The following is a 25,243-nucleotide window of genomic DNA, read 5'->3' on the forward strand; positions in this document are numbered from 1 at the left end:
GTGGGGCTATAGCTCAGCTGGGAGAGCGCTTGCATGGCATGCAAGAGGTCAGCGGTTCGATCCCGCTTAGCTCCACCAAATTCAGAACCCTCGCTGTGAAGCGGGGGTTTTTTTATCTCTGCGCGCCTTTCATTTTTGTAATACAGTTTCTATTAAGCCAGAGTCTGTGCTCACAAATTCGGTGGATTTATCTGGCGGGTATAGGTTTGCTTCGCGGTGCGAATAAACTTATCATTTATGTGACAAATAGTTCGTTCCGTGAGAGCAGTTAATTCATGCCACCCAAGCATAACCTGATAAATAATATAAGAATATTCGCTCTTGCGATCGTGCTCTCCATCGCAGCCATCCAGTTTTCACGTTTGATTTCCCCGCGGACCATAGTGGACTCCAGCGATATCTATCTTTCGTGGCTACCGCTGTGCGTGCTGCTGTCGATGCTGCTGCTGTTTGGTCGACGCGCTGTTCTGCCTATTGTGCTGGCGTTATACCTGACCAATCACTGGAATCTTCATCTGCCGTTTGCGCAAGGTATCGTGTTGCTCTTTTGTCAGATGTTTGCCGTACTAGGAACGAGCGCGCTTGTTCGCTGGCATATTGGACCGCGCTGGCGTTACGGCTTGCCCGATCGCAATATCTGGCGCAGGGTGATTTGGTTTGGCTTTGTGGCTCCTGTCGGGATGAAGATCAGCATGTATCTCGCCGGGCATTATCTCGACTTCCCGGTCGCGGTGTCGACATTCTTTGGTGCTGCGGCAGCCATCTTCACGATTGTCGATATTCTGAGTCTGATCTCGGCGGCGCTGATCTTCACCTTGCTGTTTTATTATCCGCTACGGATGATTGTGAATCCACGGTATGCCCGAACGTTCTGGTGCAGAGACATTGCCCCGTGTTTCGATAAAGAAAAGCGCTTATTTACCGTCAGTTGGCTGGCCTGTATTTCGGCCCTTCTTGTCATTATGTGTTCTCCCCTGGAGAGCGGATACATTGCAGGGTATCTGGTGCCGGTCTTCTTCATTATTTTTACCACCGGCGTGGGTAAACTCACCTATCCGTTTATTAATCTAAGCTGGGCGATTAGCACGCTGTTCTTGTTGACCTATAACCGCAATTTCTTACAAGGCGTGGGGTCGGAGTATTCGCTGGCGTTTATCCTGTCGGTTCTTGTTTCGTTCAGTATCTGCCTGATGTATATGATGCGCATCTTTCAGCGCAGTGAATGGCTTAATCGCCGCTGGCATATGCAAGCGCTTACCGACCCCTTAACTCGTTTACCGAATCTGCGTGCGCTGGAGCAGTTCCTGAAAAAAGAGTCAGGGCAGAGCGTCTGCTGTCTGCGACTGGAGAATCTGGAGTTTCTGAGCCGTCACTACGGCATGTTAATGCGCGTGCACAGCAAACGCACGGTGCACCGTATGCTGCAACCGTTGATGCTTGAGAATGAAAAAATCTTTCAGTTGCCGGGGAGTGAATTATTACTGGTGCTTAACGGGCCGGAAATGGACGCCCGTCTGCAACATATGCTCGACCTGTTGAACAGTCGTAAAATTTACTGGAACAACACCGGGCTGGACATGGGCTACGGCGCATCCTGGGGGCAATGGGATGGGAAGCAGGAGACGCTGCAACCGCTGTTGGGTCAGTTAAGCTGGCTGGCGGAACAATCCTGCGCCAATCACCGGGTACTGGCGCTGACGCATAGCCAGGAAGTCGCGACGGGCCAGACGACCGAACGGGTGCTGCTGCTCAATAAAATTCGTAAAGCGCTCGATAACGGCGATCTCCTGCTTTATGCGCAGCCTATCCGCGACGCTCACGGCAAAGGGTACGACGAGATTCTTGCGCGGCTGAAAAGCGATGAAGGTATCATGACGCCGGATCAGTTCATCCCGCTGATCGCGCAATTTAACCTCAGCGCCCGTTTTGATTTGCAGGTGGTGGAAGCCTTGCTGAACTGGCTATCTGCGCATCCTTCTGGCGAGGCGGGACCGCTTTTCTCGGTGAATCTCATGCCGCTGACCCTGCTGCAAAAAGAGACGGCGCCGCGCATTATTCGCCTGTTCACCCGCTATGGTATCGCCCCGGAAACGGTGATCATTGAGATCACCGAAGAGCAGGCATTTTCCAATTCGGAAACCAGCATGCAGAACCTTGAACAGTTGCATAAATTCGGCTTCCGGATTGCGATTGACGATTTTGGTACCGGGTATGCCAATTACGAGCGCCTGAAGCGTTTGCAGGCTGACATCATCAAAATCGACGGCGTGTTTGTAAAAGATATTCTGACCGATTCACTGGACGCGATGATTGTGAAGTCGATAACCGATCTGGCAAAGGCGAAGTCGTTAAGCGTAGTGGCGGAATACGTGGAAACCCCTGCGCAGCGGGAGCTGCTGTTAAGCCTGGGCGTGAACTACCTGCAAGGATATCTGATTGGACGACCGAGGCCGTTAGGGGAATCACAGGTATAAAAAAACGGGGATGCGCTCCCCGTTTTTTGTGTCAGTGCTGTCTTACAGAACCAGTGCGGCGATAGAGGCAGACAAGACGCTCACCAGCGTAGAGCCGTAAACCAGTTTCAGACCGAAACGGGATACGACGTTACCTTGCTCTTCATTCAGGCCTTTAATCGCGCCTGCGATGATACCGATAGAAGAGAAGTTGGCGAAGGAGACCAGGAATACAGAAAGGATACCTTCCGCGCGCGGAGAGAGCGTGGCGGCGATTTTCTGCAGATCCATCATTGCAACGAATTCGTTGGAAACCAGTTTGGTCGCCATGATACTGCCTACCTGCAACGCTTCGCTGGACGGCACACCCATCACCCAGGCAATCGGGTAGAAAATGTAGCCCAGGATGCCCTGGAAGGAGATGCTGTAGCCGAACCAACCGGTGACGGTGGCGAACAGGGCGTTCAGCGCGGCGATCAGGGCGATAAAGCCGATCAGCATGGCGGCAACGATAATCGCAACTTTAAAGCCCGCCAGAATGTATTCACCCAGCATTTCGAAGAAGCTCTGGCCTTCGTGCAGGTTGGACATCTGGATGTTTTCTTCGCTGGCATCAACGCGGTACGGATTGATCAGCGACAGCACGATAAAGGTGCTGAACATGTTCAGAACCAGCGCCGCAACCACGTATTTAGGTTCCAGCATGGTCATGTACGCACCGACGATAGACATGGAAACGGTGGACATTGCTGTCGCGGCCATGGTGTACATACGGTTGCGGGACATTTTGCCGAGAATATCTTTATACGCGATAAAGTTCTCAGACTGACCGAGGATCAGCGAGCTGACGGCGTTGAAGGATTCCAGTTTGCCCATGCCGTTGACTTTGGATAACAGGAAACCAATGGCACGGATGATAATCGGCAACACGCGAATATGTTGCAGAATACCGATCAACGCTGAAATGAAGACGATAGGGCAGAGAACTTTCAGGAAGAAGAAGGCCAACCCTTTATCGTTCATGCTGCCAAAGACGAAGTTCGTCCCTTCATTGGCGAATCCGAGCAGTTTTTCAAACATTTCGGAGAAGCCTCTCACGAAGCCGAGGCCGACGTCAGAGTTCAGGAAGAACCACGCCAGTAACACTTCGATAACAAGCAGTTGAACGACATAACGAATGCGAATTTTTTTACGGTCACTGCTTACCAGCAATGCGAGGATCGCAACAACGGCAAGTGCCAGGACAAAATGAAGGACGCGGTCCATATTTGCTCCAAATATGAGGCAGATTAAGTTTTCGTGCACATTCTATGCAACGTGTACAAAGAAAACGAGATCTAACACACACTATAATCAGGACCTGTGACGAGATTCAAAAATAGTGATCCGGCATACACTTCTGTTATGTCTAATGCGAAAGTAAATAGTTAAGTTATTGTGCTAATATAGTAACAATTATTAAACATGCCACGCGCATTCCTGTACCCACACTTTTATCGTTCCCGCCTATTAGAGAAATCAAGGTTACCTTTTTTACATGCACTTGATAACCATTCTCATCAGGCATACTATAAAACATAGCAAAGGCTATGTTTCCGAGGCAGAAGATGACAAACGATCGCGTTGAGAGTAGCAGTGGAAGAGCAGCGCGCAAGTTAAGGCTCACATTAATGGGACCTGCGTTTGTCGCGGCTATCGGCTATATCGACCCGGGCAATTTTGCGACCAACATTCAGGCCGGTGCCAGCTTTGGTTATAAACTGTTGTGGGTGGTGGTCTGGGCAAACCTGATGGCGATGCTGATTCAGGTCTTGTCTGCGAAACTGGGTATTGCGACGGGTAAAAATCTGGCTGAACAAATTCGCGATCACTATCCGCGGCCGGTAGTCTGGTTCTATTGGGTGCAGGCGGAGATTATCGCGATGGCGACCGATCTCGCGGAATTCATCGGGGCGGCGATAGGATTCAAACTGATCCTCGGCGTTTCGTTATTGCAGGGGGCGGTGCTGACCGGGATCGCCACCTTTCTGATCCTGATGCTCCAGCGGCGTGGACAAAAACCGCTGGAAAAAGTGATCGGCGGCCTGCTGCTGTTTGTCGCCATGGCTTATATCGTTGAACTGATCTTTTCCCAACCCAACTTTGCACAGTTGAGTAAAGGCATGATAATCCCTGACTTGCCCAACTCTGAAGCGGTATTTCTGGCCGCCGGGGTGCTGGGCGCTACCATCATGCCACATGTAATCTACCTGCACTCTTCGTTAACACAGCACCTGCATGGCGGCACGCGTCAGCAGCGCTATGCGGCGACAAAATGGGATGTAGCTATCGCCATGACCATTGCGGGGTTCGTCAATCTGGCGATGATGGCGACTGCCGCCGCCGCGTTTCACTTCAGTGGTCACACCGGTGTTGCCGATCTGGATCAGGCTTATCTGACGCTGGAGCCGTTATTAAGTCACGCGGCGGCAACGGTCTTCGGACTGAGCCTGGTGGCGGCGGGGTTGTCGTCAACGGTGGTTGGTACGCTGGCGGGGCAGGTCGTGATGCAGGGGTTTGTCCGCTTTCATATCCCCTTATGGGTGCGGCGTACCATCACCATGATGCCGTCCTTTATCGTGATTCTGATTGGCCTTGATCCGACGCGGATTCTGGTGATGAGCCAGGTGCTGTTAAGCTTTGGTATTGCACTGTCGCTGGTGCCGCTGCTGATATTTACCAGCGACAGCAAACTGATGGGCGATCTGGTGAATACCCGCTGGGTTAAACAGACTGGCTGGATGATTGTGGTGCTGGTGGTGGCGTTGAACCTGTGGTTGCTGGTCGGCACGGTGCTGGGGTTGTGATCTAACCCGCCGTGACACGCAACAGGTCACGGTTTTAGTCCTGGATTTCCGTTATCCTGCATCTTGCATTATCCACTGGCGAGCGTTCATGAATCACTTTGATCTCTCTTTCCTGAAGTATTTACAGGATAACAGCCCGCTGTCGATTGACGAGGCGGTTCAGCGTTTCGGTAAGACTCTCTCCACGCTAAAACGCACCATGAAAGAGCTCAATGAACTCTTGCCGGAAGACGTCCAGCTCCATCAGGATAATCAGTTTATTACGACCCGGATTGGCTATAGCGAATACCGGCAATTTTTAGCGCGTATACGTTTTAATCGCTATATCACTACGTCGGAAGAGCGTGTGAGGGATCTCCTCGTGGCGCTCTGTTTGCATGATGTGGTGAATAAAAACGAGTACTACAAAAAGTTTTATGTCAGCGCGGGGACGGTCAAAAATGATAATCCCGTGATGTTGCGTCTGGCGCAAGAACACGCCCTGACGGTACAAAGCATCCCACGTACCGGGTCGCGGCTTGTCGGCGATGAGTTCTCGTTGCGCCTGGCGGTGTGCATATTAATACTCAAAACCGTTGAGATTGGTGAACACCACCAGTTGATAGCCCATCAGGCGAATGAGCCCGTCAGTCGTTCGATTGCCGATCAGTTTCTGAGTGAATGTGCTTCGGAGATTACCCAGGCTGCACGTTGCTATGAAGACGTTATCCGGCCGATTAACACGCTGGGTTACAACGGTCGGAAATACCTGCTGGTGTATTTGAGCCTCGCGTTACATCGCATCCGCCGGGGACATGTAATCAAAGAGAGTACGACGACGCCGTTTTTGACGACGTTCCCTTTTGAGGCCATGACCAATCCGCAGGAAAACCGCTGTCTGGATCTCCTGATTGCTTCGCTGACGTTTACGTATCGCCCTTTCACCTTATATGACGCCAGCCTGGTGGCGCATGTGAAACGGACCTGTGAACGTTTAGCCGCTAGCCTGAACAACACCATTCACAATCAGCATGCCTGGTTTGCCGAGGTTTATCACTTTATCTATGCCGCCATCATCCAGAATAAATTTCATCTCTGGTTTGATGATAAAAAACTGCATAACGTCCAGAATCGTTACCCTGAACTCTGGGACGACGTTCAGTCTGCGGTGAGCGAGATTGAAAAAGGCTGGCAAACGACGTTTTCCGCCATTCATCTGGCGACACTGGTGTTGATCACGAAAAAATATGAGCTTAAAAACCGGGTAGTGAGTGAGCCGAAAAAGCGGGTCATTATTGTGACGAACTCTTCGGAAAGTAAGGTCGGGTATTTCAAAGAGGTCCTGTCCTCACGTTTTCATATCGATATCCCGGTATGTATTAATATCAATGAGATTCAACAGCTCCAGTCACGTGAGTTTGATCTGCTGATCACCTTTACCAATAAGATCTCAAGCCATTTGCGGTATGCCGGACTGGATTACGTCAAAGTTAACTTCTGGCTAACGCAGGATGACTTCCAGTTGCTTCGTGAGCGGGGACTTGCCTCCGCGCGCAAAAAAATACCGGCTGAGCAGTTTGTTCAGCAGGTACAGGGTATGAGTCCCGAGGCGCTCAGGGATTTCCTCGAACGCCATTATGGTGATGTGTTTATTTAGCCAGCGGTTGTAAGACGCCGCGACACCAGACGGCTTCAAGATCTAACGCCTCATCAAGGACAAGAATATCGGCATCTTTTCCGGGCGTCAGGCTGCCCTTACGCTGTTCAACACCGGCGAGAATCGCCGGATTCAGGCAGGCAATCTGCGCTACGGAAACCCAACTATTCTCCAGACGACCAACCACATTTTTCACTGAATCCAGAAAGCTCATCTCCAGTGTGCAGACGTCCGCCCAGTCATCAGGCGAGACCGTGCGGATATTGCCGTGGCGATCGGTTATTTCCAGAAGATGATGGCGAATACGAAACGTCTCCTGACGCAGGTAATGGTGAAATTCAAACCCTTCCGGGAAATCCACATATCCCAGACAGTCGCTGACCATGACCAGACGACGATCTTTTTTCAGACGATAGAGAATATCGAACACTTCCGGGCGTAGGGTGATGCCGCTTTGTTTTGCCACTTCGGCGAAGGTGTCCTGGTGGTACATTAGCGCGCCGACAACGCCTGGCTCACGATGATGTAATCCGCGCATGGCGCTGAAGGCGTGGGTAAAGTGGCATAGCCCTGCTTCAATCGCCCGGGTGGTTTCGTCAAACGTCGCGTCGGTATGCCCTGCGGATACCGTGACGCCAGTCCGGCGCAAATGACGGATCAGCGGCAGCGCATCCGGCAACTCTGGCGCCAGCGTCATTAAGCGAATATGCCCCCGTGCAGCCTGCTGATAGCATTCAAAGCCCTCAATGCTGGGGAGCTGAATAGACTCCTTGCGCTGCATCCCGCTGTATTTGGCATTGATAAACGGTCCTTCCATGTGAATGCCGACGGCTTCAGCCCCGTCTTCTGCTTTCGCGTGTGTAATCCAGTCGGCGGCCGTGGTCAGACTCTCCAGTAAGAACGCGTCCGGCTGGGTGGCGGACGTAGCAAGCCACGCGGTGACCCCGGCATTGACCAGATCCCGGCTCATCGCCTGTAAAGAGTGACGCTCCCCCTTCCAGGCAAACGAACCTCTTCCCCAACCGTGGACGTGGATATCGACAAAACCCGGCATCAGCATCGCATGTTGGTAATCAACCACCTGGCCGCGAGGAGAATTATCCAGGCCAACAATCTGTCCCTGTTTGATATGCAGATAACCGCGTTGTATCCCGTCGGGTGTGATGATTCGGTCGCTTGCCAGAGAGAGCAGGGGGTCAGACATCCTCTTTCTCCCATACGCGTGCTGCCGTTTCGGCGGCGATCTCCGCACACAAACCGAGGTAGTGGGCGGGATCGAGCAGGGCGTCGATTTCTGTATCGCTAAAATGCTGGCGAATCAGGGGGTCGGCGCGCAGCACGTCGGCATAGGGCAATCCCTCGTGGGTGCTGCGCATCGCCAACTGGTACACGCGCTCGTGCGCCGCGTCTTTGCCTAACCGCTCCACCAGTTGCATCATGATTTTTTCGCTATTGATCAAGCCATGGGTTAAGTGGACGTTCTGGCGCATACGTTCAGGATTAATCACCAGCGTACGGGTCAACTCTTCCGCGCGCATCACGATCTCCGCCATCAACTCCATGCTTTCCTGAATATTTCCGTCGAAGATAAAGTAGGCTGAACTGTCTGCTTCAAATGGGCGAGGGCTGACATACAGGCAGGAAGTGAGCACGGAATACAATTTTTGCGCGTTGGCGATAATCCCTTTAGCCAGTTTGGGGTTCACTTTTTGCGGCATAGTGCTGCTGCCAACCGTTCCTTTGGTAAACGCTTCAGAGACTTCAGCGAACTCTTCGCTGGAAGTCTGATACACCTCTTCGGCGATTTTATGCAGCGTGGTGGCGAGCAGGCACAAATTGCTGATGTATTCCGTGCGATAAACGCGGGAGTTACGCGAAGGGATCGCCATGGAGTGCATTCCCAACCGTTGTGCGACGCGATCCTGCACCCGACGTCCAGTTTCGCCAGTGGCGTGAAACGCCCCCACAGCCCCCCCCATCATCACCGTGAAAACGCGTTTTTCTGCTTCCTGCATGCGCTGTTGGGCGCTCAACAGTTCGTCAATCCATACGGCAGCTTTATAGCCCCAGGTCACCGGTAAGGCATGCTTACCGTGGGTGCGACCTGGCATCAGGGTGGCCTGATGATCGGATGCCATTTTCGCCAGGTTGCGCAGAATATCGTTCACAAAGCCCTGCATGATGTCATCGAACTGCTTTGCCAGGTAAAGCTGTGCGGTTTGCTGGATATTCTGGGTGGTGACGCCATAGTGCACATACTTCCCGCTTTCGCTGTCGCAGGCTTTGACCAGTACTTTGATCACCGGGACAAAGCCGTGGCCTATCTCGCGGAGCAGGCGTTCCATTTCTGTCAGGTCGATTTTATCGACGCGACAGTTGGCGGCAATATTTTCTGCCGCACGGGTGGGAATCATCCCGTATTCAGCCTGTGACAGCGCCAGGGCAGCTTCGACATCCAGCCAGGACTGGACCCGCGCAGGTTGAGCGAGCAGCGTTTTCATTCCCCGATCGTCGATGGTTTTACTTTTTGAATCATACAATGCGCGCATTCCTGTCTCCTTAAGCTTATTTCGCGCCGACAAGGCGGTCATCTACCGCATTGCGGACAAATTCGACGTGTGGGCCAAAGACCACGTGGACATGGTTGCTGGAGGGAATAAAGGTACCCAGCGATCCCGATTCTTTCAGCACGGTCATGTCCATTTTTTTCTGATCCTTTACATCGACACGCAAACGCGACACACAGTTTTCAACATGTTTAATGTTGTCGGATCCGCCTAGCCCCTGAATAACCAGTTCAGCGACCTTGTCGTACTCTTTATTATTCAGCAAGGTACTGTCTGACGTTTCACTTTCGCGTCCCGGCGTTTTTATATCAAAGCGAGCGATCGCGAAGCGGAAAACGACGTAGAAAACGACAAAGTTAATGGCACCAAGAAGCAGTAAATTTACCCAGTGCGTCTGTTCATACATCAGACCAAAAATACCGAAGTCGAAGATCGTGCCGCGAATATAGCCGATGGACACATCCAGCATTTGCAGTGGAATAGTCAGCAAACCGCAAAGTATGGCGTAAACAATAAAGAGCTGTGGAGCAATAAACAGGAAGGAAAACTCCAGCGGTTCGGTGATATTCCCCAGCATGGCGGTGAGCACCACGGTCAGAATCATCCCTTTGGCAAATTTCTTATTCTTAAAATAGGCCATGTGATACATCGCCAGCCCAATCGCTGGCACGCGGAACAGCGTGGTGAGCATTTGCGACGACGCCAGATAACTGGTGAGCGTCGGCATATATTCCTTCCACGCAGGATGGGAAGGGCCAAGCTCAAACAGGATCTTATTAATCGCAGGCAAAATGCCGACATACGTTTGTCCGTCAATGAGATAGGTACCCCCAGCCGCGGTAAAACGGACGGTCGAACTCAGGACATGGTGTAAACCAAATGGAATTAACAGACGGTTGAGCGTCATGTAAATCCCGGCACCGATATTAGGGGCCATCATAATGGTTGAAATGGCGCGCATACCGGCAGTAAACAGATCCCAGATAAAAGGGATAATTAACCCCACGGGAATCGAAAAGGCGATAGCCAGAATCGCTACGGATTTCTTACCACTGAAAAAAGCAAAGGCGAGAGGAAGTTGCAATCGGTAAAACCGGTCGGTGACTTTGGCCGCCAGTAGCCCGGCAATAATGCCGCCAAGCGCTTCGATTTTCAGCGTCTGAATACCGAGTACCATTCCTTGCCCAACGAGCGCCAGCTCATCTTTTGCCAGTGTACCCGCCAGTTTGAGGTGAACATGCATGGCGATAAGTAGCGTCAGATAGGCCACCACGGAGGCAAAAACCGCAATCCCTTTCTCTTTTTTGGACATGCCGTACGCCACACCCATCGCGAATAATAACGGGATATTGTTGAATACGACGCTACTGATTAATCCCAGTGAAGAAAGAATGGCTTTAAATATATCGTTTCCGAGAAACGGGAGTTTTTCTATCATATAGCTCTGGCCTAACGCAGAGCTAATTCCCATGACCATCCCCACGGGCGCCAGTACGGCAATCGGCAATAACAGCGATCGACCGAATGTCTGAATTTCATTCTTAAAATTAGCATTCATAAGTTAATCCTGACGTGAATTCTCATGAGGATAAGATACGTTCAGGATATTTTTGCTCAAGGGCAAATGGTGCAGGATAAAAAGCGCAGGATTTGACCATAAAAAAGAGCCCGAAGGCTCTTTTTTTTAATGATGGTGACCGTGGCCTTTTTTCCCGCGCCCGCGATGGTCGTCGCGATCGCGCCAGCCTTCCCGGTATCCGCGCTCGTAAGCATTACGCTTATCCCAGCCACGGTGATAGCCATTGTCATGTCGCCACCAGCGATTTTTACGCCATTCATAATTGCGATGCCAGTAGTCACGGTCACGCCAGTGTCCGCCGTCCCAGTAGTTACCGTAATTATCGCGATCGCCAATTTGTAATTTTATCGATGGCAACAGGGTGATTTCGCCCGCGTTTGCGGCAAGCGGTGTAAAAGCCAGTAGGGCTGCCGCCAGAATCAGTGACCTGAACATTCTTTATCTCCTTCACGATCGAAGCCGTAGTCGGCCTGTTAACGTAATATTACGGGGCCGTAAAGCCCCATTTCATCGCCTTAACTCTTAAATCATGAATGAGAGCACGAATTGCTAAAAACGCTGCTCACGCTTACTGTTCAGAATGTTGTCGATATCGGCGCATTCCTGGTCAGTGAAATGACGATTGGCCAGCATGCCGACCGCATCCTCAATCTGCGAGGTTTTACTGGCACCAATCAGGACCGAGGTGATGTTATCGTCGCGCAGTACCCATGCAAGCGCCATCTGCGATAATTTTTGTCCGCGCTTTTCAGCCAGTGCATTGAGCTGGCGAACGGTTTCCAGCTTTCCGGCGGTAAGCTGATCAGCATTCAGAAAACGGCTTCCGCTTGCCGCTCTGGAATCAGCCGGGATCCCGTTCAGATAGCGATCGGTGAGCTGTCCACCCGCCAGCGGGGAAAAGGCAATGCTGCCCACCCCTTTTTCCTGCAACATCGTCAGCAGTTCCTCCTCCACCCCGCGTTCAAACATCGAATATTTAGGCTGATGGATCAGGCATGGCGTGCCCAAATCATTGAGGATATCGATAGCTTCACGAGCGCGATCGGCCGGGTAATTGGAAATCCCGACATACAGCGCTTTCCCCTGGCGTACGAGGTGATCGAGCGCTTGCATTGTCTCCCGCAGGGGCGTTTCAGGATCGGGACGGTGGTGGTAGAAAATATCTACGTACTCCAGCCCCATTCGCTTCAGGCTTTGATCAAGACTGGCAATCAGATACTTGCGGGATCCCCAGTCGCCGTAAGGGCCGTCCCACATGGTATATCCCGCTTTGGTGGAGATAATGAGCTCATCGCGCCACGGTAAAAAATCTTCCTGCAGGATGCGGCCAAAGTTGCATTCCGCTGAACCCGGCGGGGGACCGTAGTTATTGGCGAGGTCGAAGTGGGTAATCCCCAGATCAAATGCGCGCTGAAGCAGTGCCCGGCTGTTTTCCACCAGGGTGGTATCGCCGAAGTTATGCCACAGGCCAAGCGAAATGGCGGGTAGCTTCAGGCCGCTCTGACCGCAACGGCGAAATGCCATTCTCTGATAGCGATTTTCATCAGGCTGGTAAACCATTGTCTTCCCTCGCAGTGAATTCAGCTCCCCAGTGTATACGTTTACACTGGTGATTTTTCAATGACATTTTCACTCCGGAAACTGTAAATCCTGCTTTCCACCCTCATCGCCGCCTCTTTCTGGACAGCCCCGACGCTTCTTCAATACTCAACATGAGGTTACCGTCAGAAGGAAAGCTGTCATGCAAACCCCTTACACCGTTGCGGATTACCTGCTCGACAGAATTGCCGGGTGCGGCATCGGGCATCTGTTTGGCGTGCCGGGTGATTACAATTTGCAGTTTCTTGACCATGTGATCGACCATCCGCACGTGCGCTGGGTTGGGTGTGCCAACGAGCTTAACGCTGCCTATGCGGCGGACGGTTATGCCAGGGTCGCCGGATCCGGAGCGCTGCTGACTACCTTTGGGGTCGGGGAGCTGAGTGCGATGAATGGCCTGGCGGGCAGCTATGCGGAATATGTCCCCGTTCTGCATATTGTTGGCGCCCCATGTAGCGGCGCGCAGCGTCGGGGAGAACTGATGCACCACACGCTGGGCGACGGCGATTTCCAACACTTCTACCGGATGAGCCAGTCCCTGTGTGCGGCCAGCGCTGTGTTGGATGCGCAAAACGCCTGTCATGAGATTGACCGTGTACTGAGTACGATGTTGACTGCCCATCGCCCGGGTTACCTGATGCTGCCTGCTGATGTGGCGAAACGTCCCGCGTTGCCCCCTTCAGCGGAACTGATCCTCTCTGCACCGGAATCGCAGGGGAGCGTGGTGACGGCATTTCGTTACCATGCCCGACAAAAGCTGATCAACAGTCCCCGCGTGGCGCTGCTGGCCGATTTTCTCGCCCACCGTTTTGGTCTACAACCGGTCCTGCAACGCTGGATGGCCGAGACGCCTATGGCCCACGCCACGCTGTTGATGGGAAAAGGACTTTTCGATGAACAACAGCCGGGATTTGTCGGCACCTATAGCGCGGGGGCCAGCAGTGACGACGTCCGTCAGGCGATAGAAGAGGCGGATACGACGATTTGTGTGGGTACTCGATTCGTCGATACGCTAACGGCTGGCTTCACCCAGCAACTGGCGCTGGAACGCACAATTGAGGTGCAGCCGCAGGCATCGCGGGTGGGAGGCATCTGGTTCAGTGGACTGTCTATGGAGCAGGCGGTTACCACGTTACGTGAGTTATGCCTGGAACTCTCCATTGCGCCGCCGCCCGTTAAACCTGCGACCGTACAGCTGCACATCGAACGAGGTCCACTGACCCAGGAGAACTTCTGGCATACCGTGCAGCAGGCGCTGGCACCCGGCGATCTGATCCTGGCCGATCAGGGAACGGCGGCATTTGGGGCCGCGTCCCTGTTGTTGCCTACGGGGGCGGAACTGATTGTCCAACCGCTCTGGGGATCGATAGGCTATTCGCTGCCCGCCGCGTTTGGCGCGCAAACGGCGGCGCCTGAGCGTCGGGTTATCCTGATAACCGGCGACGGCGCGGCGCAACTGACCATCCAGGAAATCGGCTCCATGTTGCGCGACGGGCAAACGCCGGTAATTCTGGTACTCAACAACGACGGCTACACCGTCGAGCGAGCTATCCACGGGGAGAAACAACGGTACAACGATATTGCTTCCTGGAACTGGACGCAGATCCCTCGGGCATTCAGCCTTGCGGATCAGGCTGAATGCTGGCGGGTGACTCAGGCCATCCAGCTCGAGGAAGTTCTGGCCCGGCTGGCACGTCCACAACGGCTCTCGCTGATAGAGGTCGTGCTGCCAAAAGCCGATTTATCCGTGTTATTACGTAAGGTCACCCAGGCGCTGGAGTCGCGTAACAGCGGATGACTATTTGTCCTCCCGGTTGGCGACCATCATGGGTTTGCCCGCCAGCAACAGCCAGGCCGGAAGCATCACAATACACAGCAGCGGCAGCAGGGTGGTATCCGGTACCACCACAGCAGCCATAAACAGGCTAAGCCAGCCGTCACGGGTGACGACCAGCACCAGGCCAAGAATAGCGCAGGAGACGGTAATCGCGGCCGGAACGGCTTCAACGTGGGCGTGCAGCATCAAACCTAATGCCACGCCGATAAACACGGCCGGGAAGATCCGCCCGCCGCGAAAACCACTGGCCGCAGCAATGACCAGCGCAGCGAGCTTTATCACCGCGAGCATGAAGAAATCCGTGGTACCGAGCGTCTGACTGAACGCCATTTGCTGCATTTCATCCAGACCTTTAAACAGCGTCAGTGGTCCACCCATCACGCCGAGTAACCCTAACAGGAAACCTCCAACGCCGAGGATCAGCACCGGATTCTTCAGGCGATGCAGTAAAGCGTGCAGCCGGGGTAAGCACCAGACCGCCACCATCCCCGCGGCAATAGCAATCGCCGCCACCACGGCTCCGGAGAAAATGTCCACGATGCGCATCTGGGTGTAATGGGCGATCGGGAGCGAGAAATGCGGGTGAAAAAACAGGCTGGTGGTCAATGAACCTGCCGCCGCCGCCATTAACGGCGCAAAGAGGCGATCCCACAAAGGGGTATCGTTAGAGCCACTCAGGGTTTGCGAGAAAATCAGCGCGGCGGCGACCGGCGTGCCAAACAGGGCGCCGATGGTGCCGGCCGAGGCCAGAATGGTCCAGTCGAGGGCACCAATCCGTGGGAAAGACCGACGTCCCAGCGCAACGGCTAGCGCGATGTTAACGGCCATAATCGGATGTTCGGGACCAAGGCTGACGCCACCCGCCAGACCCAGCACCAGTGCGATGATTAGGCCTGGCAATGCAACAGGAGAAATTGGCGCACCGATCAGCGGTTCGGTGGCCGGATCAGGGCCAGCGTGCCCGGTGCTGTAACGAATCACCAGCCCCACCAGAACCCCGGTTAACGTCAGGGTGAGCATGATCCAGAGCGGGGAATCGGCGGCAATCCCCACACTTCCCGGCAGACGTTGCCAGAGTATGCTCTGTAAGATGGAAGCAAACTTCATGACCACAATCAGGACTAAACTGGATGCAACCCCCAGAATCAGCGCGGGGATCGACAATAACAACATGGTTCTGGCTCGCGGATGGAGCATGTTTTTTTCCTTAATACCGTGTCTTACGTTCAGTTTGCCGCGTCAGCCAGATGGCATCGCTGCAAATGGTGCTGAAACGATAAAGTTATTGTGTGACCTGGATCGATATTTTCAGGGGACTCGCTTTTCTGAGATTGTTGTTATGCCCCCGTATATTTACAGTGTGGCAAAGACTTATTTTGACTTTAGCGGAGCAGTAGAAGAATGACAAAGTATGCTTTAGTAGGTGATGTCGGCGGCACCAACGCTCGTCTTGCTCTGTGTGATATCGACAGTGGTGACATCTCACAGGCTAAAACCTATTCCGGTCTGGACTATCCCAGTCTGGAAGCTGTCGTGCGTGTTTACCTCGATGAGCACAAGGTGAAAGTGGACGCGGGCTGTATCGCGATCGCCTGTCCGATTACGGGTGACTGGGTGGCTATGACCAACCATACCTGGGCGTTTTCTATTGCGGAGATGAAAAAAAATCTCGGTTTCAGTCATCTGGAAATCATTAATGATTTCACTGCGGTGTCGATGGCGATCCCGATGCTGAAAAAAGAGCATTTGATCCAGTTTGGCGGCGCGGAACCGGTTGAAGGTAAACCTATCGCAGTGTATGGCGCGGGCACCGGTCTGGGGGTATCGCATCTGGTTCACGTCGACAAACGCTGGGTTAGTCTGCCGGGCGAGGGCGGTCATGTCGACTTCGCGCCGAACAGCGAAGAAGAGGCGATCATCCTGGAGGTCCTGCGCGCTGAGATTGGTCACGTCTCTGCTGAACGCGTGCTTTCTGGTCCGGGTCTGGTAAATTTGTATCGTGCAATCGTCAAATCTGACGGACGTCTGCCAGAAAATCTGCAGCCAAAGGATATTACCGAACGTGCGCTGGCCGACAGCTGCACGGACTGTCGCCGCGCGCTGTCGCTGTTCTGTGTGATTATGGGGCGCTTTGGCGGCGATCTGGCGTTAACGCTGGGCACCTTTGGCGGCGTCTACATTGCCGGTGGTATCGTGCCGCGCTTCCTGGAGTTCTTCAAAGCCTCGGGGTTCCGTGGCGGTTTTGAAGATAAAGGTCGCTTTAAGGCCTACGTTCAGGATATTCCGGTGTATCTGATTGTTCACGATAACCCCGGCCTGCTCGGTTCCGGCGCGCATTTGCGCCAGACGTTAGGCCAGATTCTGTAAGTCTCGTTCCACAGGAAAACCGCGTGTCCCACGCGGTTTTTTGGTCTCTGCTCTCTGCGTCGCACGGGTTCACAGTTTATGACCAGGCGGCATCCGTAACCCTGTCCGAGCATAACGAGACCCGTAAACCACGTCCACCAACTGGTATCGTCGCAAAAATTGCAGGTATAATCTCAGACATCATTCCACAGGTTTATAAGTAAAGATGACGAAACTTACCTTACAAGAGCAGATGCTAAAAGCGGGTTTAGTAACCAGCAAAAAAATGGCGAAAGTCCAGAGAACGGCTAAAAAATCACGCGTGCAGGCTCGTGAGGCAAGAGAGGCAGTTGAAGAAAATAAAAAGGCGCAGCTTGAGCGTGACAAGCTGCTCAGTGAGCAGCAAAAGCAGGCGACGCTGGCGAAAGAATTTAAAGCCCAGGTAAAGCAACTGATTGAAATGAATCGTATCACTGTCGCAAAAGGCGACATTGGCTTTAACTTCACCGATAACAATCTCATCAAGAAAATCTACGTCGATAAACTGACCCAGACGCAGTTGATTAACGGACGTCTGGCGATTGCGCGTTTGTCTACCGATAACAGCGCCGAGAGCGAATACGCGATTATCCCGGCCAGCGTCGCCGATAAAATTGCGCAGCGTGACGCAACCAGCATCGTATTGCACAGCGCGTTGAGTCAGGAAGAGCAGGATGAAGACGATCCGTATGCTGATTTTAAAGTGCCTGATGATCTGATGTGGTAAGTCGTATTCAGAACGGCGCGGCGTGATGCACGTTGATGCGCTCCCCGCTAATGGGGTGAGTAAAGCGTAATTCGCTGGCGTGTAGCATCAGCCGTGCGGTTTGTTCTGTACCGGGCAGCAGGCGACCGCCATACAGGTCGCAACCCAGAATAGGGTGCCCCAACAGCTGGCAGTGAATACGTAGCTGATGCGTACGTCCGGTCTCCGGCGTGAGCTGGACCCGCGTCAACGGCAGTATAGTTCCGTCGTCCTGCGGTTGGTTAATTCGTGCGACGACCTGATAACGTGACCGCGCGGGTTTGCCATTGACCGGGCTTATTGACATCAGCGGGAACCGTGCCGGATCGTTGGCTATCGGCGCATCAATCACTCCTTCATCAGCGTTCAGATGGCCGCAGAGCAATGCGCAGTAGACTTTACTGACGGTGCGCTGGCTGAACTGGTGGCAGAGGGCGGCATTGACGGCCTTATTACGCGCCACGACCATCAGTCCGGACGTGCCGAAATCCAGACGGTGGACCAGCGTGCAGCCAGGATATTGCTGAACCAGCCGATAGTGTACCGAATCGAGATTTTGTGGATTTTTCCCTGAAAGACTGAGCAGCCCGCTGGGTTTATTGATCAACAGCAGGTGATCGTCCTGATAGAGCGTCTCTATCTCGTCGTTGCACGGTGGGGCAATAAAGGTATCAATAATCGTAGACATCAGGCTGCCCGACGGGAAAGTGGGTGCGGATGATAACCCATTTTCAGCCGACCGGCGAATGACGGCGGCTTTACTTTCTCTCATGTCGCTAAAATTTATCATCCAGACTTAAGCCAAAGACGTGGCCTGCGCAGGCAATGTGCTTTACACTGCGCGCTGCAAAAAATTGAGTGGATTAACCAGACGGTAATGGCGATGAACGGAACAATCACAACGTGGTTTAAAGATAAAGGTTTTGGATTTATCAAAGATGAGAACGGCGATAATCGCTATTTTCATGTGATTAAGGTTGCCAACCCTGAGCTTCTCAAGAAAGATGCGGCGGTAACCTTTGAGCCCACCACCAACAACAAAGGTCTTTCTGCGTATGCGGTGAAGGTCGTGCCGGACAGCAAATATATCTATATCGCGGGCGAGCGTCTTAAGCTCACCTCGATTAAGTCCTTCGTGGTATTCAGTGAAGAGATCCCGGCCGACACGCCGATTGATAAAGAAAATGCAGTGCTCTCTGTCGGGCTACTGATGAGCAACATCCGACCGAAAACTACGGCGACACCGGGTGAAATGCGCACGGTAAAAAAACTGGCGATCACCACTTTCCAGGGCACGACATTAATCTTCTCGGAAGATGAGATTGATATCGAGTCCACGGTTAAAATGCTCAAAGTTTGATTTTTTGTGCTGCCGCGCAGCAGCACAGTTCAGCCGACTACAGATGCATTAACTGGCGGAATTCTTTCACCTTACTGCGGCTTACGGGAATTTCAAATTCCAGATCCTTGAGCCGCAGAATATAGGTATTGTTGAACCACGGCTCGATCTCGCGAATCTTGTTCAGGTTGACGCAGAACGAGCGGTGACAGCGGAAAAAATGCGAAGGCGGCAGTTTGTTGCAGAACTCGGTGATGTTGATGGGCATCACGTACGATTCCCGCCGCGTATAAACAAACGTCATTTTCTCATGCGCTTCGGCATAATAGATATCGTTGATCGGGGTAACGATGATCCGCTCATCTTTAATTAGATTGATGGTGTCATTTTCACGCGCCACGGGCCCAACCCCAGCAGCGCCAGACTGTTGCTGCTGCCAGGCCGCCTCCAGTTTTTGCAGCATTCCGACAATTCGCGATTCCTGATACGGCTTGAGAATATAGTCAAACGCTTCCAGTTCGAACGCTTCAACCGCATGTTCTTTCCACGCGGTAATAAACACAATAAACGGCTTATGGGCGAACTGGCTGATATTTTGCGCCAGCAGAACGCCGTCCAGAGACGGAATATTGATATCGAGAAAAATGGCGTCAACGCGCTGATGCTGCAAAAACTTCAGCACATCCAGACCGTCGTCAAACGTCCCGACAATCTCCATCTGGCTATGTTCTTTAATCAGCCAACTGAGTTCCTGTTGGGCGAGGAATTCATCTTCAACGATGATGACTTTCACAGTGTTACTCCGGCTTAAAGCAATAACGTGGCGGGCGTAGCCGTTGCCGAACGCTGGTTGGGGACATAAAAGGCAATTTCGGTGCCTGGTTCCAGGCGGCGTATATGCAGGCCTTCACCAAATAACAGCTTAACGCGATGATGGACATTAAGCAGGCCAATTTTATTGCCCGGCATTTCGTTGGACTCCACGCGCTCGATCACTTTCGGATCGATACCGTGGCCGGTGTCCCTTACCGCAATGCGCACCCGGTTGCCGCACTCGGCGACGCTAATCGTTACCACGCCTTTCCCTTTGCAGGGCTGAATGCCGTGGACGATGGCGTTCTCCACTAACGGTTGTATCAACAGGCTGGGAATGGAGCAGTTGACCTCTTCATCAATATCATAAATCACGGTCAGCTTGTCGCCAAAACGGGCCTGTTCAATGGCAATGTAATCCTTGATTTGATACAGCTCTTTTTTGATGTCGATCTGCTCGTCGTCCTTTAACTCAATGTTATAGCGTAGATAACGCGACAAATTAAAAATGAGCTGACGGGCAGTGTCCGGATTAAGTCGAATCGATGACGAAATCGCGTTCAGGGCGTTAAACAGGAAATGAGGATTAATTTTGCTTTGCAGCGCACGTAGCTCTGCCTTATTTGCCATTTCCCGCAATTGCTCGGTACGGGAGACTTCGAGCTGGGTTGAGATAATTTGCGACAGACCCACCGCCATCTCCTGCAATGATGAGGTGATTTGATGGGCGTGACAATAGTAAATTTTTAGCGTACCGGTCACCACGCCTTTTTCCCATAATGGAATGACCAGCATGGAGTGGATCTCCGGCGTGCGGTGCGCTTCATCATTGTTTTTAATAATGATTTCACCGTGATTGATCGCCTGCTGAGTGGTCGGACTGACGAAGTCATCGTGGTTGCGGTAATTTGCTTCCCCGACGCCGACGTAGGCCAGCACATGCTGGGTATTGGTAATGGCGACCGCATCGGCGTGGATATCGTGACGAATGATGTCGCAGATCTGGCGCAGCGATTCGCTGTTGACCTTGCGAAACAGGGGCAGGGTTTTATTGGCGATATCCAGCGCCAGCTTGGCTTGCCGCGCGGCGCTCGCTTCTTTTTCCCCCTCAACGCTCTGAACCAGCAGCACGATAAACCCGATACAGACGCTACCGAGGATCATCGGAATACCGATTTTCGAGACAATATCCAGCCCCAGTTCAGTGGTTGGCGCCCAGAGGACCACCAGGATCATCGTCAGCGTTTCGCAAAGCATGCCGCCTAAAATCCCGGCGCGCCAGTGTTGGGCTTTGGGGATCCTGCGGTTAATCCAGCCCGCGAGGCAGCCCGCCAGAATGCTGGTAATAAAGCAGGGGATTGCCGTCACGCCGCCAATGTCGATCAGGTAACGGTGCGTTCCTGCGATCACCCCCGTAATAATGCCGACCCACGGACCAAACAGGATGCCGCCGGACATTACGGCAATGATCCGCACGTTCACCAGCGATCCTTCTACCGGTACACCAGACCAGGTACTGAACAACGCGAACATCGAAAAAATCGCGGTGACAGCAAGCAATTCCTTTGGCGTATGGGCAGATTTATGCAGCAGCTCGCGAAACAGGCGGATGCGGATGAGAAAGAACAGGCAAAATAGCATCAGCGCTGCGCGGTCAAACACGGCCAGCAGCATGGTAAATATTTCGTGCACGGGGGGACTCTTGCCAAAGGATTAAAGCCCTATGATAGGTAACCTCAGAGGGGATGACCAGCCTGCTGAGATCTTGCGGCTAATGAGGAAAAACCATAATTTTAAAAGGGGATTGATGGTTGGTTGGTGTATTTACAATACATCTCATAAAATGCCCGCTTTCATAGTTATCATCATGGCAACAAAATGTTATTGGAAGGTAATATTGAGCGGTGTCGAAAACCTGTTATTTCCCCTTTTAAAATTGTTATTCCTCTTTTGGTGAACGAAAAAATATTTTCCTTTCCCTCTCGACAGAAGGATTTTAATCAGGCTATTTTCTAAACGTGCCACCATCGTGGCAGCGTCGCTCGGACGGTCCGGGCGCTAACGTGAATCTGAGGAAATTATGGCTGACTCTCGCCCTGAACGTCGCTTTACGCGTATTGATCGTCTTCCCCCTTACGTTTTTAACATCACCGCTGAACTGAAGATGGCTGCGCGTCGGCGCGGCGAAGATATTATCGACTTCAGCATGGGGAACCCGGACGGCGCGACGCCGCCTCATATCGTCGAAAAACTGTGTACCGTGGCGCAGCGCCCGGATACGCACGGTTATTCAACTTCTCGCGGTATTCCGCGTCTGCGTCGGGCCATCTCCCGGTGGTATCAGGAACGTTATGATGTCGATATCGACCCGGAATCCGAAGCGATTGTCACCATCGGCTCAAAAGAGGGGCTGGCGCATCTGATGCTGGCCACGCTCGATCACGGTGATACGGTGCTGGTGCCGAACCCCAGTTATCCCATTCATATTTACGGTGCGGTGATCGCCGGCGCGCAGGTCCGTTCTGTTCCGCTGGTGGAAGGTATCGATTTCTTCAACGAGCTGGAACGTGCGATTCGCGAAAGTTATCCAAAGCCGAAGATGATGATCCTCGGCTTCCCGTCTAACCCGACGGCACAGTGCGTTGAGTTAGAATTTTTTGAGAAAGTGGTCGCGCTGGCGAAGCGTTACGATGTGCTGGTGGTGCACGATCTGGCTTATGCCGACATCGTTTACGACGGCTGGAAAGCGCCGTCCATCATGCAGGTGCCTGGCGCTCGCGACGTGGCGGTGGAGTTTTTCACCCTGTCGAAAAGCTACAACATGGCCGGCTGGCGTATTGGCTTTATGGTCGGTAACAAAACGCTGGTCAACGCGCTGGCGCGGATTAAGAGCTATCACGATTACGGGACGTTTACCCCGTTGCAGGTTGCGGCGATTGCGGCGCTGGAAGGCGATCAGCAGTGCGTACGGGATATCGCCGAGCAGTATAAGCGTCGCCGTGACGTGCTGGTGAAAGGCCTGCATGAGGCCGGATGGATGGTCGAAATGCCGAAGGCTTCGATGTACGTATGGGCGAAGATCCCGGAACAGTATGCCGGCATGGGGTCGCTGGACTTCGCGAAGAAACTACTGAACGACGCCAAAGTATGTGTATCGCCAGGCATTGGTTTTGGTGATTACGGCGATACCCATGTCCGCTTCGCGCTGATTGAGAACCGCGATCGCATTCGTCAGGCGATCAGAGGGATTAAATCAATGTTCCGCGCCGATGGCTTGCTGCCAGCCGGGACGAAATCACCCTCTGAGACACTTGAGTAAAACCCAGTCCTTCCAAACGCAAACAGGAGCCATCGGCTCCTGTTTTTTTGCTGCATTGTTGTCTTTAGATCATCAGAGCAAACGTACCGGCCCAAACGATGACCATAAAAGAAATGCCCATAAAGAAATATTTCACTTTCATCTCTCCGCGCAATAACTGATACGCCTGAATGAATTTCATCTCATCTGATTATAGAGAGCTGATACCGGTAAAAACGAAACCCAGAATATTCCTCATTTCGTTTACGGCACCACCTCAGAATTCTGTGCGTTGATTGCTCCAGACGGCGCTAATGTACGCCTAAAAATGAGGCGAGACAAGAGGGATTTTTTTATTTACTTTTAGTAACTTACAACTGTCGTGATTCGGCGACAGTATAATTGCAGAGGGTAATAAATCACTTTTGAGCGACGCGAGTGACGACCCGAAAAACGAGGATAAAAACCATAACATAATCAAGGTTATTAGCGGGTAACAGGCAATAAAAAAGGCCTTGCGGCCTTTTTTAAATGTAGAGTGAGGTTTCACCCATTGGACGGGTTTTAAAGCGGCGATGGATCCAGAGATACTGTTCGGGTGCGCGCATGATCTCTTTCTCGATAATCTTGTTCATATAGGCAGCAGCCTGATTTTCATCCGCCGGGTAGCCTTGCATCTCTGGTGAGATATACAGACGGTAGCCGCAATTACCGGCTTTTCTGACCATCGTTACGGTGAGCATCGCGGAACCTGACAGGCGCGACAACACATAGGTACCATTAGTGGTCGCTACGTTTTTAACGGCGAAGAACGGCGCGAAAGAACTGCCTTTCGGGCCGTAATCCTGGTCGGGGGCAAACCAGACGGCTTCCCCTTTTTTCAGGGCACCGACGATACCGCGCAGATTGTTTCTGCCGATCATCGCTTTATTCGAACGCATCCGTCCGCGGGTCTGTACCCATTCCATCAGCGGATTGTTGTGTGGACGATAGGTTGCCATCATCGGCTGGCAAAGCCCCATTACCCGGCCACCCAGTTCCAGTGACATAAAGTGAACGCCAACGACCATCACGCCGCGGTTTTGCGCCTGCGCGCGCTGTAGGTTTTCCAGTCCCTCAACATCAAACCATTTACGCACGCGACGGTCAGGCCAGAACCAGGCCATACCGGTTTCCAGCAGCGCCATCCCGAGAGAACGGAAATTCTCTTCAATCATCTTTTCTCTCTGTTCCGGAGAATAAGACGGGAAGCAGAGCTCAAGATTTTTGCGGGCAATAGACTCGCGACGTTTCAGTAAGGGGCGCGCCAGTGTGCCCGTCCGGGTGCCGAGAAAGCACAGAACAGGGTAGGGCAGTTGCACCAATAACCAAAGCACACCGAGGCCAAACCAGGTGAGCCAGTAACGCGGATGCAGAAACGCGCGGGAAAATTTGCATGTTGGGAACATAAACACCTTCTATAGATACCCATTTTTGTATCGCAGAAGATGAATTCTCCAACGCGGTACACTCAATGTCTTAGGCCATCATGTACGACAATGGTTCCTGCTAAGAGTGTAAAACTGCGTCAGGATAAAACCACGAGGGGCATGAATGCTGGACGTATAATGTACCATCAGGGGATTAATGTCAGCCACAAATAATTAATCAAGAAGCGTAAATATTTGCATGGCGTATAAAGGATAATGGCGTGTTTTTTAATTATTTGTTTTTAATAAGGTTAGAAAAGCACAATGCGGAATATTCGTATAATTAGACTTGTTATAAAAAAGTTGTGAAATTTGCTGGTGGTGGCGCTTTAGTTTATGATGAAAAGTATAAGGAGAGTAAGGATTTAGGTTTGGAGTTCACGCAAAAAGGAGGTACAGCGATGATCTTTTTTTTAGCCTTTCTGCTCGCGAGTATGCTGGGTGTCAGCGGGTATATCGCGCAGGTTTTAGGTTGGATATCAGCCATTAGCGCGCTTCTTGGCATGGTCGTTCTGGCAGTGCTGATATACTACACCACGATGTGGTTGACTGCGGGTGATGAAATGGTCACAGGATTGTTTCTTTTTCTTTCACCTGCCTGCGGCCTGATCATTCGTTTTATGGTGGGTTACGGTAAGCGTTAATTTGCACGGCAATAAATCATTATTATTGATGAT

Annotated in this window: 22 protein-coding genes and 1 tRNA gene; 11 read left to right on the forward strand and 12 right to left on the reverse strand. The window is 52.3% G+C overall.

Features of this window, described 5'->3' with window-relative positions; genetic code table 11:
* Positions 1-2: 2 nt before the first annotated feature.
* Positions 3-78, forward strand: a tRNA-Ala gene (locus OGW13_RS22730).
* 197 nt (positions 79-275) lie between these two features.
* Complete coding sequence (locus OGW13_RS22735) at positions 276-2,474, forward strand: bifunctional diguanylate cyclase/phosphodiesterase (RefSeq protein ID WP_287116503.1); 2,199 nt, start codon at positions 276-278, stop codon at positions 2,472-2,474.
* A gap of 42 nt (positions 2,475-2,516) precedes the next feature.
* On the opposite strand, the gene nupC is transcribed toward OGW13_RS22735, so the two are convergent.
* Positions 2,517-3,719, reverse strand: coding sequence for a nucleoside permease NupC (gene nupC / locus OGW13_RS22740; RefSeq protein ID WP_042999925.1), 1,203 nt, complete (start codon positions 3,717-3,719; stop codon positions 2,517-2,519).
* Positions 3,720-3,990: 271 nt separating this feature from the next.
* Between nupC and OGW13_RS25910 the strand changes: the two genes are divergently transcribed.
* From OGW13_RS25910 to OGW13_RS22750, 3 genes are all read left to right on the forward strand, one after another.
* Positions 3,991-4,080 carry a hypothetical protein gene (locus OGW13_RS25910; protein ID WP_418219731.1) on the forward strand — a complete coding sequence of 30 codons (90 nt, stop codon included), beginning with the start codon at positions 3,991-3,993 and terminating at the stop codon, positions 4,078-4,080.
* Positions 4,061-5,299: an Nramp family divalent metal transporter gene (locus OGW13_RS22745; protein ID WP_287116505.1), complete on the forward strand. Its 1,239-nt coding sequence runs from the start codon at positions 4,061-4,063 to the stop codon at positions 5,297-5,299. Before OGW13_RS25910 ends, OGW13_RS22745 begins: the two co-directional genes overlap by 20 nt.
* 88 nt (positions 5,300-5,387) lie before the next feature.
* Positions 5,388-6,935 (forward strand): BglG family transcription antiterminator, encoded by a 1,548-nt coding sequence (locus OGW13_RS22750; protein ID WP_287116506.1) that lies wholly within the window; start codon positions 5,388-5,390, stop codon positions 6,933-6,935.
* Here OGW13_RS22750 and OGW13_RS22755 read toward each other — a convergent pair.
* From OGW13_RS22755 to mgrA, 5 genes are all read right to left on the reverse strand, one after another.
* Entirely contained in the window at positions 6,928-8,139 is a 1,212-nt protein-coding gene (locus tag OGW13_RS22755) for an N-acetylglucosamine-6-phosphate deacetylase (protein WP_287116508.1), read from the reverse strand. The two genes, OGW13_RS22750 and OGW13_RS22755, sit on opposite strands and share 8 nt — an antisense overlap.
* Entirely contained in the window at positions 8,132-9,484 is a 1,353-nt protein-coding gene (locus OGW13_RS22760) for a class-II fumarase/aspartase family protein (protein ID WP_042999929.1), read from the reverse strand. Before OGW13_RS22760 ends, OGW13_RS22755 begins: the two co-directional genes overlap by 8 nt.
* A gap of 16 nt (positions 9,485-9,500) precedes the next feature.
* Complete coding sequence (locus tag OGW13_RS22765; protein ID WP_044258408.1) at positions 9,501-11,060, reverse strand: PTS transporter subunit EIIC; 1,560 nt, start codon at positions 11,058-11,060, stop codon at positions 9,501-9,503.
* Between the two features lie 126 nt (positions 11,061-11,186).
* Positions 11,187-11,516 carry a DUF2502 domain-containing protein YpeC gene (ypeC, locus tag OGW13_RS22770; protein ID WP_042999931.1) on the reverse strand — a complete coding sequence of 110 codons (330 nt, stop codon included), beginning with the start codon at positions 11,514-11,516 and terminating at the stop codon, positions 11,187-11,189.
* 114 nt (positions 11,517-11,630) lie between these two features.
* Positions 11,631-12,641 (reverse strand): L-glyceraldehyde 3-phosphate reductase, encoded by a 1,011-nt coding sequence (mgrA, locus tag OGW13_RS22775; protein WP_099434034.1) that lies wholly within the window; start codon positions 12,639-12,641, stop codon positions 11,631-11,633.
* Between the two features lie 181 nt (positions 12,642-12,822).
* Here mgrA and OGW13_RS22780 point away from each other — a divergent pair, with 181 nt between their 5' ends.
* On the forward strand, positions 12,823-14,478 hold the full coding sequence (locus OGW13_RS22780) for an alpha-keto acid decarboxylase family protein (protein ID WP_287116510.1): 1,656 nt from the start codon (positions 12,823-12,825) through the stop codon (positions 14,476-14,478).
* Here OGW13_RS22780 and OGW13_RS22785 read toward each other — a convergent pair whose 3' ends face one another.
* Positions 14,479-15,714: an ion channel protein gene (locus tag OGW13_RS22785; RefSeq protein WP_287116511.1), complete on the reverse strand. Its 1,236-nt coding sequence runs from the start codon at positions 15,712-15,714 to the stop codon at positions 14,479-14,481.
* Between the two features lie 204 nt (positions 15,715-15,918).
* Here OGW13_RS22785 and glk point away from each other — a divergent pair, with 204 nt between their 5' ends.
* Positions 15,919-16,884: a glucokinase gene (glk, locus tag OGW13_RS22790; protein ID WP_042999936.1), complete on the forward strand. Its 966-nt coding sequence runs from the start codon at positions 15,919-15,921 to the stop codon at positions 16,882-16,884.
* Between the two features lie 205 nt (positions 16,885-17,089).
* Positions 17,090-17,629, forward strand: a complete 540-nt coding sequence (locus tag OGW13_RS22795; RefSeq protein ID WP_042999937.1) for a DUF2058 domain-containing protein — start codon at positions 17,090-17,092, stop codon at positions 17,627-17,629.
* A 7-nt stretch (positions 17,630-17,636) separates the two neighbouring features.
* On the opposite strand, the gene OGW13_RS22800 is transcribed toward OGW13_RS22795, so the two are convergent.
* A complete protein-coding gene (locus OGW13_RS22800) occupies positions 17,637-18,335 on the reverse strand; it encodes an RluA family pseudouridine synthase (protein WP_054175933.1) in 699 nt (232 codons plus the stop codon).
* A 189-nt stretch (positions 18,336-18,524) separates the two neighbouring features.
* On the opposite strand from OGW13_RS22800, the gene OGW13_RS22805 reads away from it, so the two are divergent.
* Positions 18,525-19,007, forward strand: a complete 483-nt coding sequence (locus OGW13_RS22805; protein ID WP_042999939.1) for a cold-shock protein — start codon at positions 18,525-18,527, stop codon at positions 19,005-19,007.
* Between the two features lie 37 nt (positions 19,008-19,044).
* Here OGW13_RS22805 and OGW13_RS22810 read toward each other — a convergent pair whose 3' ends face one another.
* Complete coding sequence (locus OGW13_RS22810; RefSeq protein ID WP_042999940.1) at positions 19,045-19,779, reverse strand: LytR/AlgR family response regulator transcription factor; 735 nt, start codon at positions 19,777-19,779, stop codon at positions 19,045-19,047.
* 14 nt (positions 19,780-19,793) lie between these two features.
* Entirely contained in the window at positions 19,794-21,491 is a 1,698-nt protein-coding gene (locus OGW13_RS22815) for a sensor histidine kinase (protein WP_090049569.1), read from the reverse strand.
* A 388-nt stretch (positions 21,492-21,879) separates the two neighbouring features.
* On the opposite strand from OGW13_RS22815, the gene alaC reads away from it, so the two are divergent.
* Entirely contained in the window at positions 21,880-23,118 is a 1,239-nt protein-coding gene (alaC, locus tag OGW13_RS22820) for an alanine transaminase (RefSeq protein WP_042999942.1), read from the forward strand.
* 64 nt (positions 23,119-23,182) lie between these two features.
* On the opposite strand, the gene ypdK is transcribed toward alaC, so the two are convergent.
* Positions 23,183-23,254, reverse strand: coding sequence for a membrane protein YpdK (gene ypdK / locus OGW13_RS22825; protein ID WP_010723117.1), 72 nt, complete (start codon positions 23,252-23,254; stop codon positions 23,183-23,185).
* Positions 23,255-23,624: 370 nt separating this feature from the next.
* Positions 23,625-24,545, reverse strand: a complete 921-nt coding sequence (lpxP, locus tag OGW13_RS22830) for a kdo(2)-lipid IV(A) palmitoleoyltransferase (RefSeq protein ID WP_044258423.1) — start codon at positions 24,543-24,545, stop codon at positions 23,625-23,627.
* Positions 24,546-24,967: 422 nt separating this feature from the next.
* Between lpxP and OGW13_RS22835 the strand changes: the two genes are divergently transcribed.
* A complete protein-coding gene (locus tag OGW13_RS22835; protein WP_042999944.1) occupies positions 24,968-25,210 on the forward strand; it encodes a DUF2545 family protein in 243 nt (80 codons plus the stop codon).
* Positions 25,211-25,243 lie beyond the last annotated feature (33 nt).

It is taken from the genome of Citrobacter sp. Ca225, assembly GCF_030337175.1.
Taxonomy (GTDB): Bacteria; Pseudomonadota; Gammaproteobacteria; order Enterobacterales; family Enterobacteriaceae; genus Citrobacter_A; species Citrobacter_A amalonaticus.

What these genes read in the sequence shown, in the direction of transcription:
- OGW13_RS22745 (WP_287116505.1), top strand. Translation starts at nt 4,061, where the DNA reads ATGACAAACGATCGCGTTGAGAGTAGCAGTGGAAGAGCAGCGCGCAAG.
- OGW13_RS25910 (WP_418219731.1), top strand. Translation starts at nt 3,991, where the DNA reads ATGCACTTGATAACCATTCTCATCAGGCATACTATAAAACATAGCAAA.
- nupC (WP_042999925.1), bottom strand. Translation starts at nt 3,719, where the DNA reads ATGGACCGCGTCCTTCATTTTGTCCTGGCACTTGCCGTTGTTGCGATC.
- OGW13_RS22760 (WP_042999929.1), bottom strand. Translation starts at nt 9,484, where the DNA reads ATGCGCGCATTGTATGATTCAAAAAGTAAAACCATCGACGATCGGGGA.
- alaC (WP_042999942.1), top strand. Translation starts at nt 21,880, where the DNA reads ATGGCTGACTCTCGCCCTGAACGTCGCTTTACGCGTATTGATCGTCTT.
- OGW13_RS22835 (WP_042999944.1), top strand. Translation starts at nt 24,968, where the DNA reads ATGATCTTTTTTTTAGCCTTTCTGCTCGCGAGTATGCTGGGTGTCAGC.
- OGW13_RS22735 (WP_287116503.1), top strand. Translation starts at nt 276, where the DNA reads ATGCCACCCAAGCATAACCTGATAAATAATATAAGAATATTCGCTCTT.
- OGW13_RS22795 (WP_042999937.1), top strand. Translation starts at nt 17,090, where the DNA reads ATGACGAAACTTACCTTACAAGAGCAGATGCTAAAAGCGGGTTTAGTA.
- OGW13_RS22780 (WP_287116510.1), top strand. Translation starts at nt 12,823, where the DNA reads ATGCAAACCCCTTACACCGTTGCGGATTACCTGCTCGACAGAATTGCC.
- OGW13_RS22785 (WP_287116511.1), bottom strand. Translation starts at nt 15,714, where the DNA reads ATGCTCCATCCGCGAGCCAGAACCATGTTGTTATTGTCGATCCCCGCG.
- OGW13_RS22765 (WP_044258408.1), bottom strand. Translation starts at nt 11,060, where the DNA reads ATGAATGCTAATTTTAAGAATGAAATTCAGACATTCGGTCGATCGCTG.
- ypeC (WP_042999931.1), bottom strand. Translation starts at nt 11,516, where the DNA reads ATGTTCAGGTCACTGATTCTGGCGGCAGCCCTACTGGCTTTTACACCG.
- OGW13_RS22800 (WP_054175933.1), bottom strand. Translation starts at nt 18,335, where the DNA reads ATGTCTACGATTATTGATACCTTTATTGCCCCACCGTGCAACGACGAG.
- lpxP (WP_044258423.1), bottom strand. Translation starts at nt 24,545, where the DNA reads ATGTTCCCAACATGCAAATTTTCCCGCGCGTTTCTGCATCCGCGTTAC.
- OGW13_RS22755 (WP_287116508.1), bottom strand. Translation starts at nt 8,139, where the DNA reads ATGTCTGACCCCCTGCTCTCTCTGGCAAGCGACCGAATCATCACACCC.
- mgrA (WP_099434034.1), bottom strand. Translation starts at nt 12,641, where the DNA reads ATGGTTTACCAGCCTGATGAAAATCGCTATCAGAGAATGGCATTTCGC.
- OGW13_RS22805 (WP_042999939.1), top strand. Translation starts at nt 18,525, where the DNA reads ATGGCGATGAACGGAACAATCACAACGTGGTTTAAAGATAAAGGTTTT.
- OGW13_RS22750 (WP_287116506.1), top strand. Translation starts at nt 5,388, where the DNA reads ATGAATCACTTTGATCTCTCTTTCCTGAAGTATTTACAGGATAACAGC.
- glk (WP_042999936.1), top strand. Translation starts at nt 15,919, where the DNA reads ATGACAAAGTATGCTTTAGTAGGTGATGTCGGCGGCACCAACGCTCGT.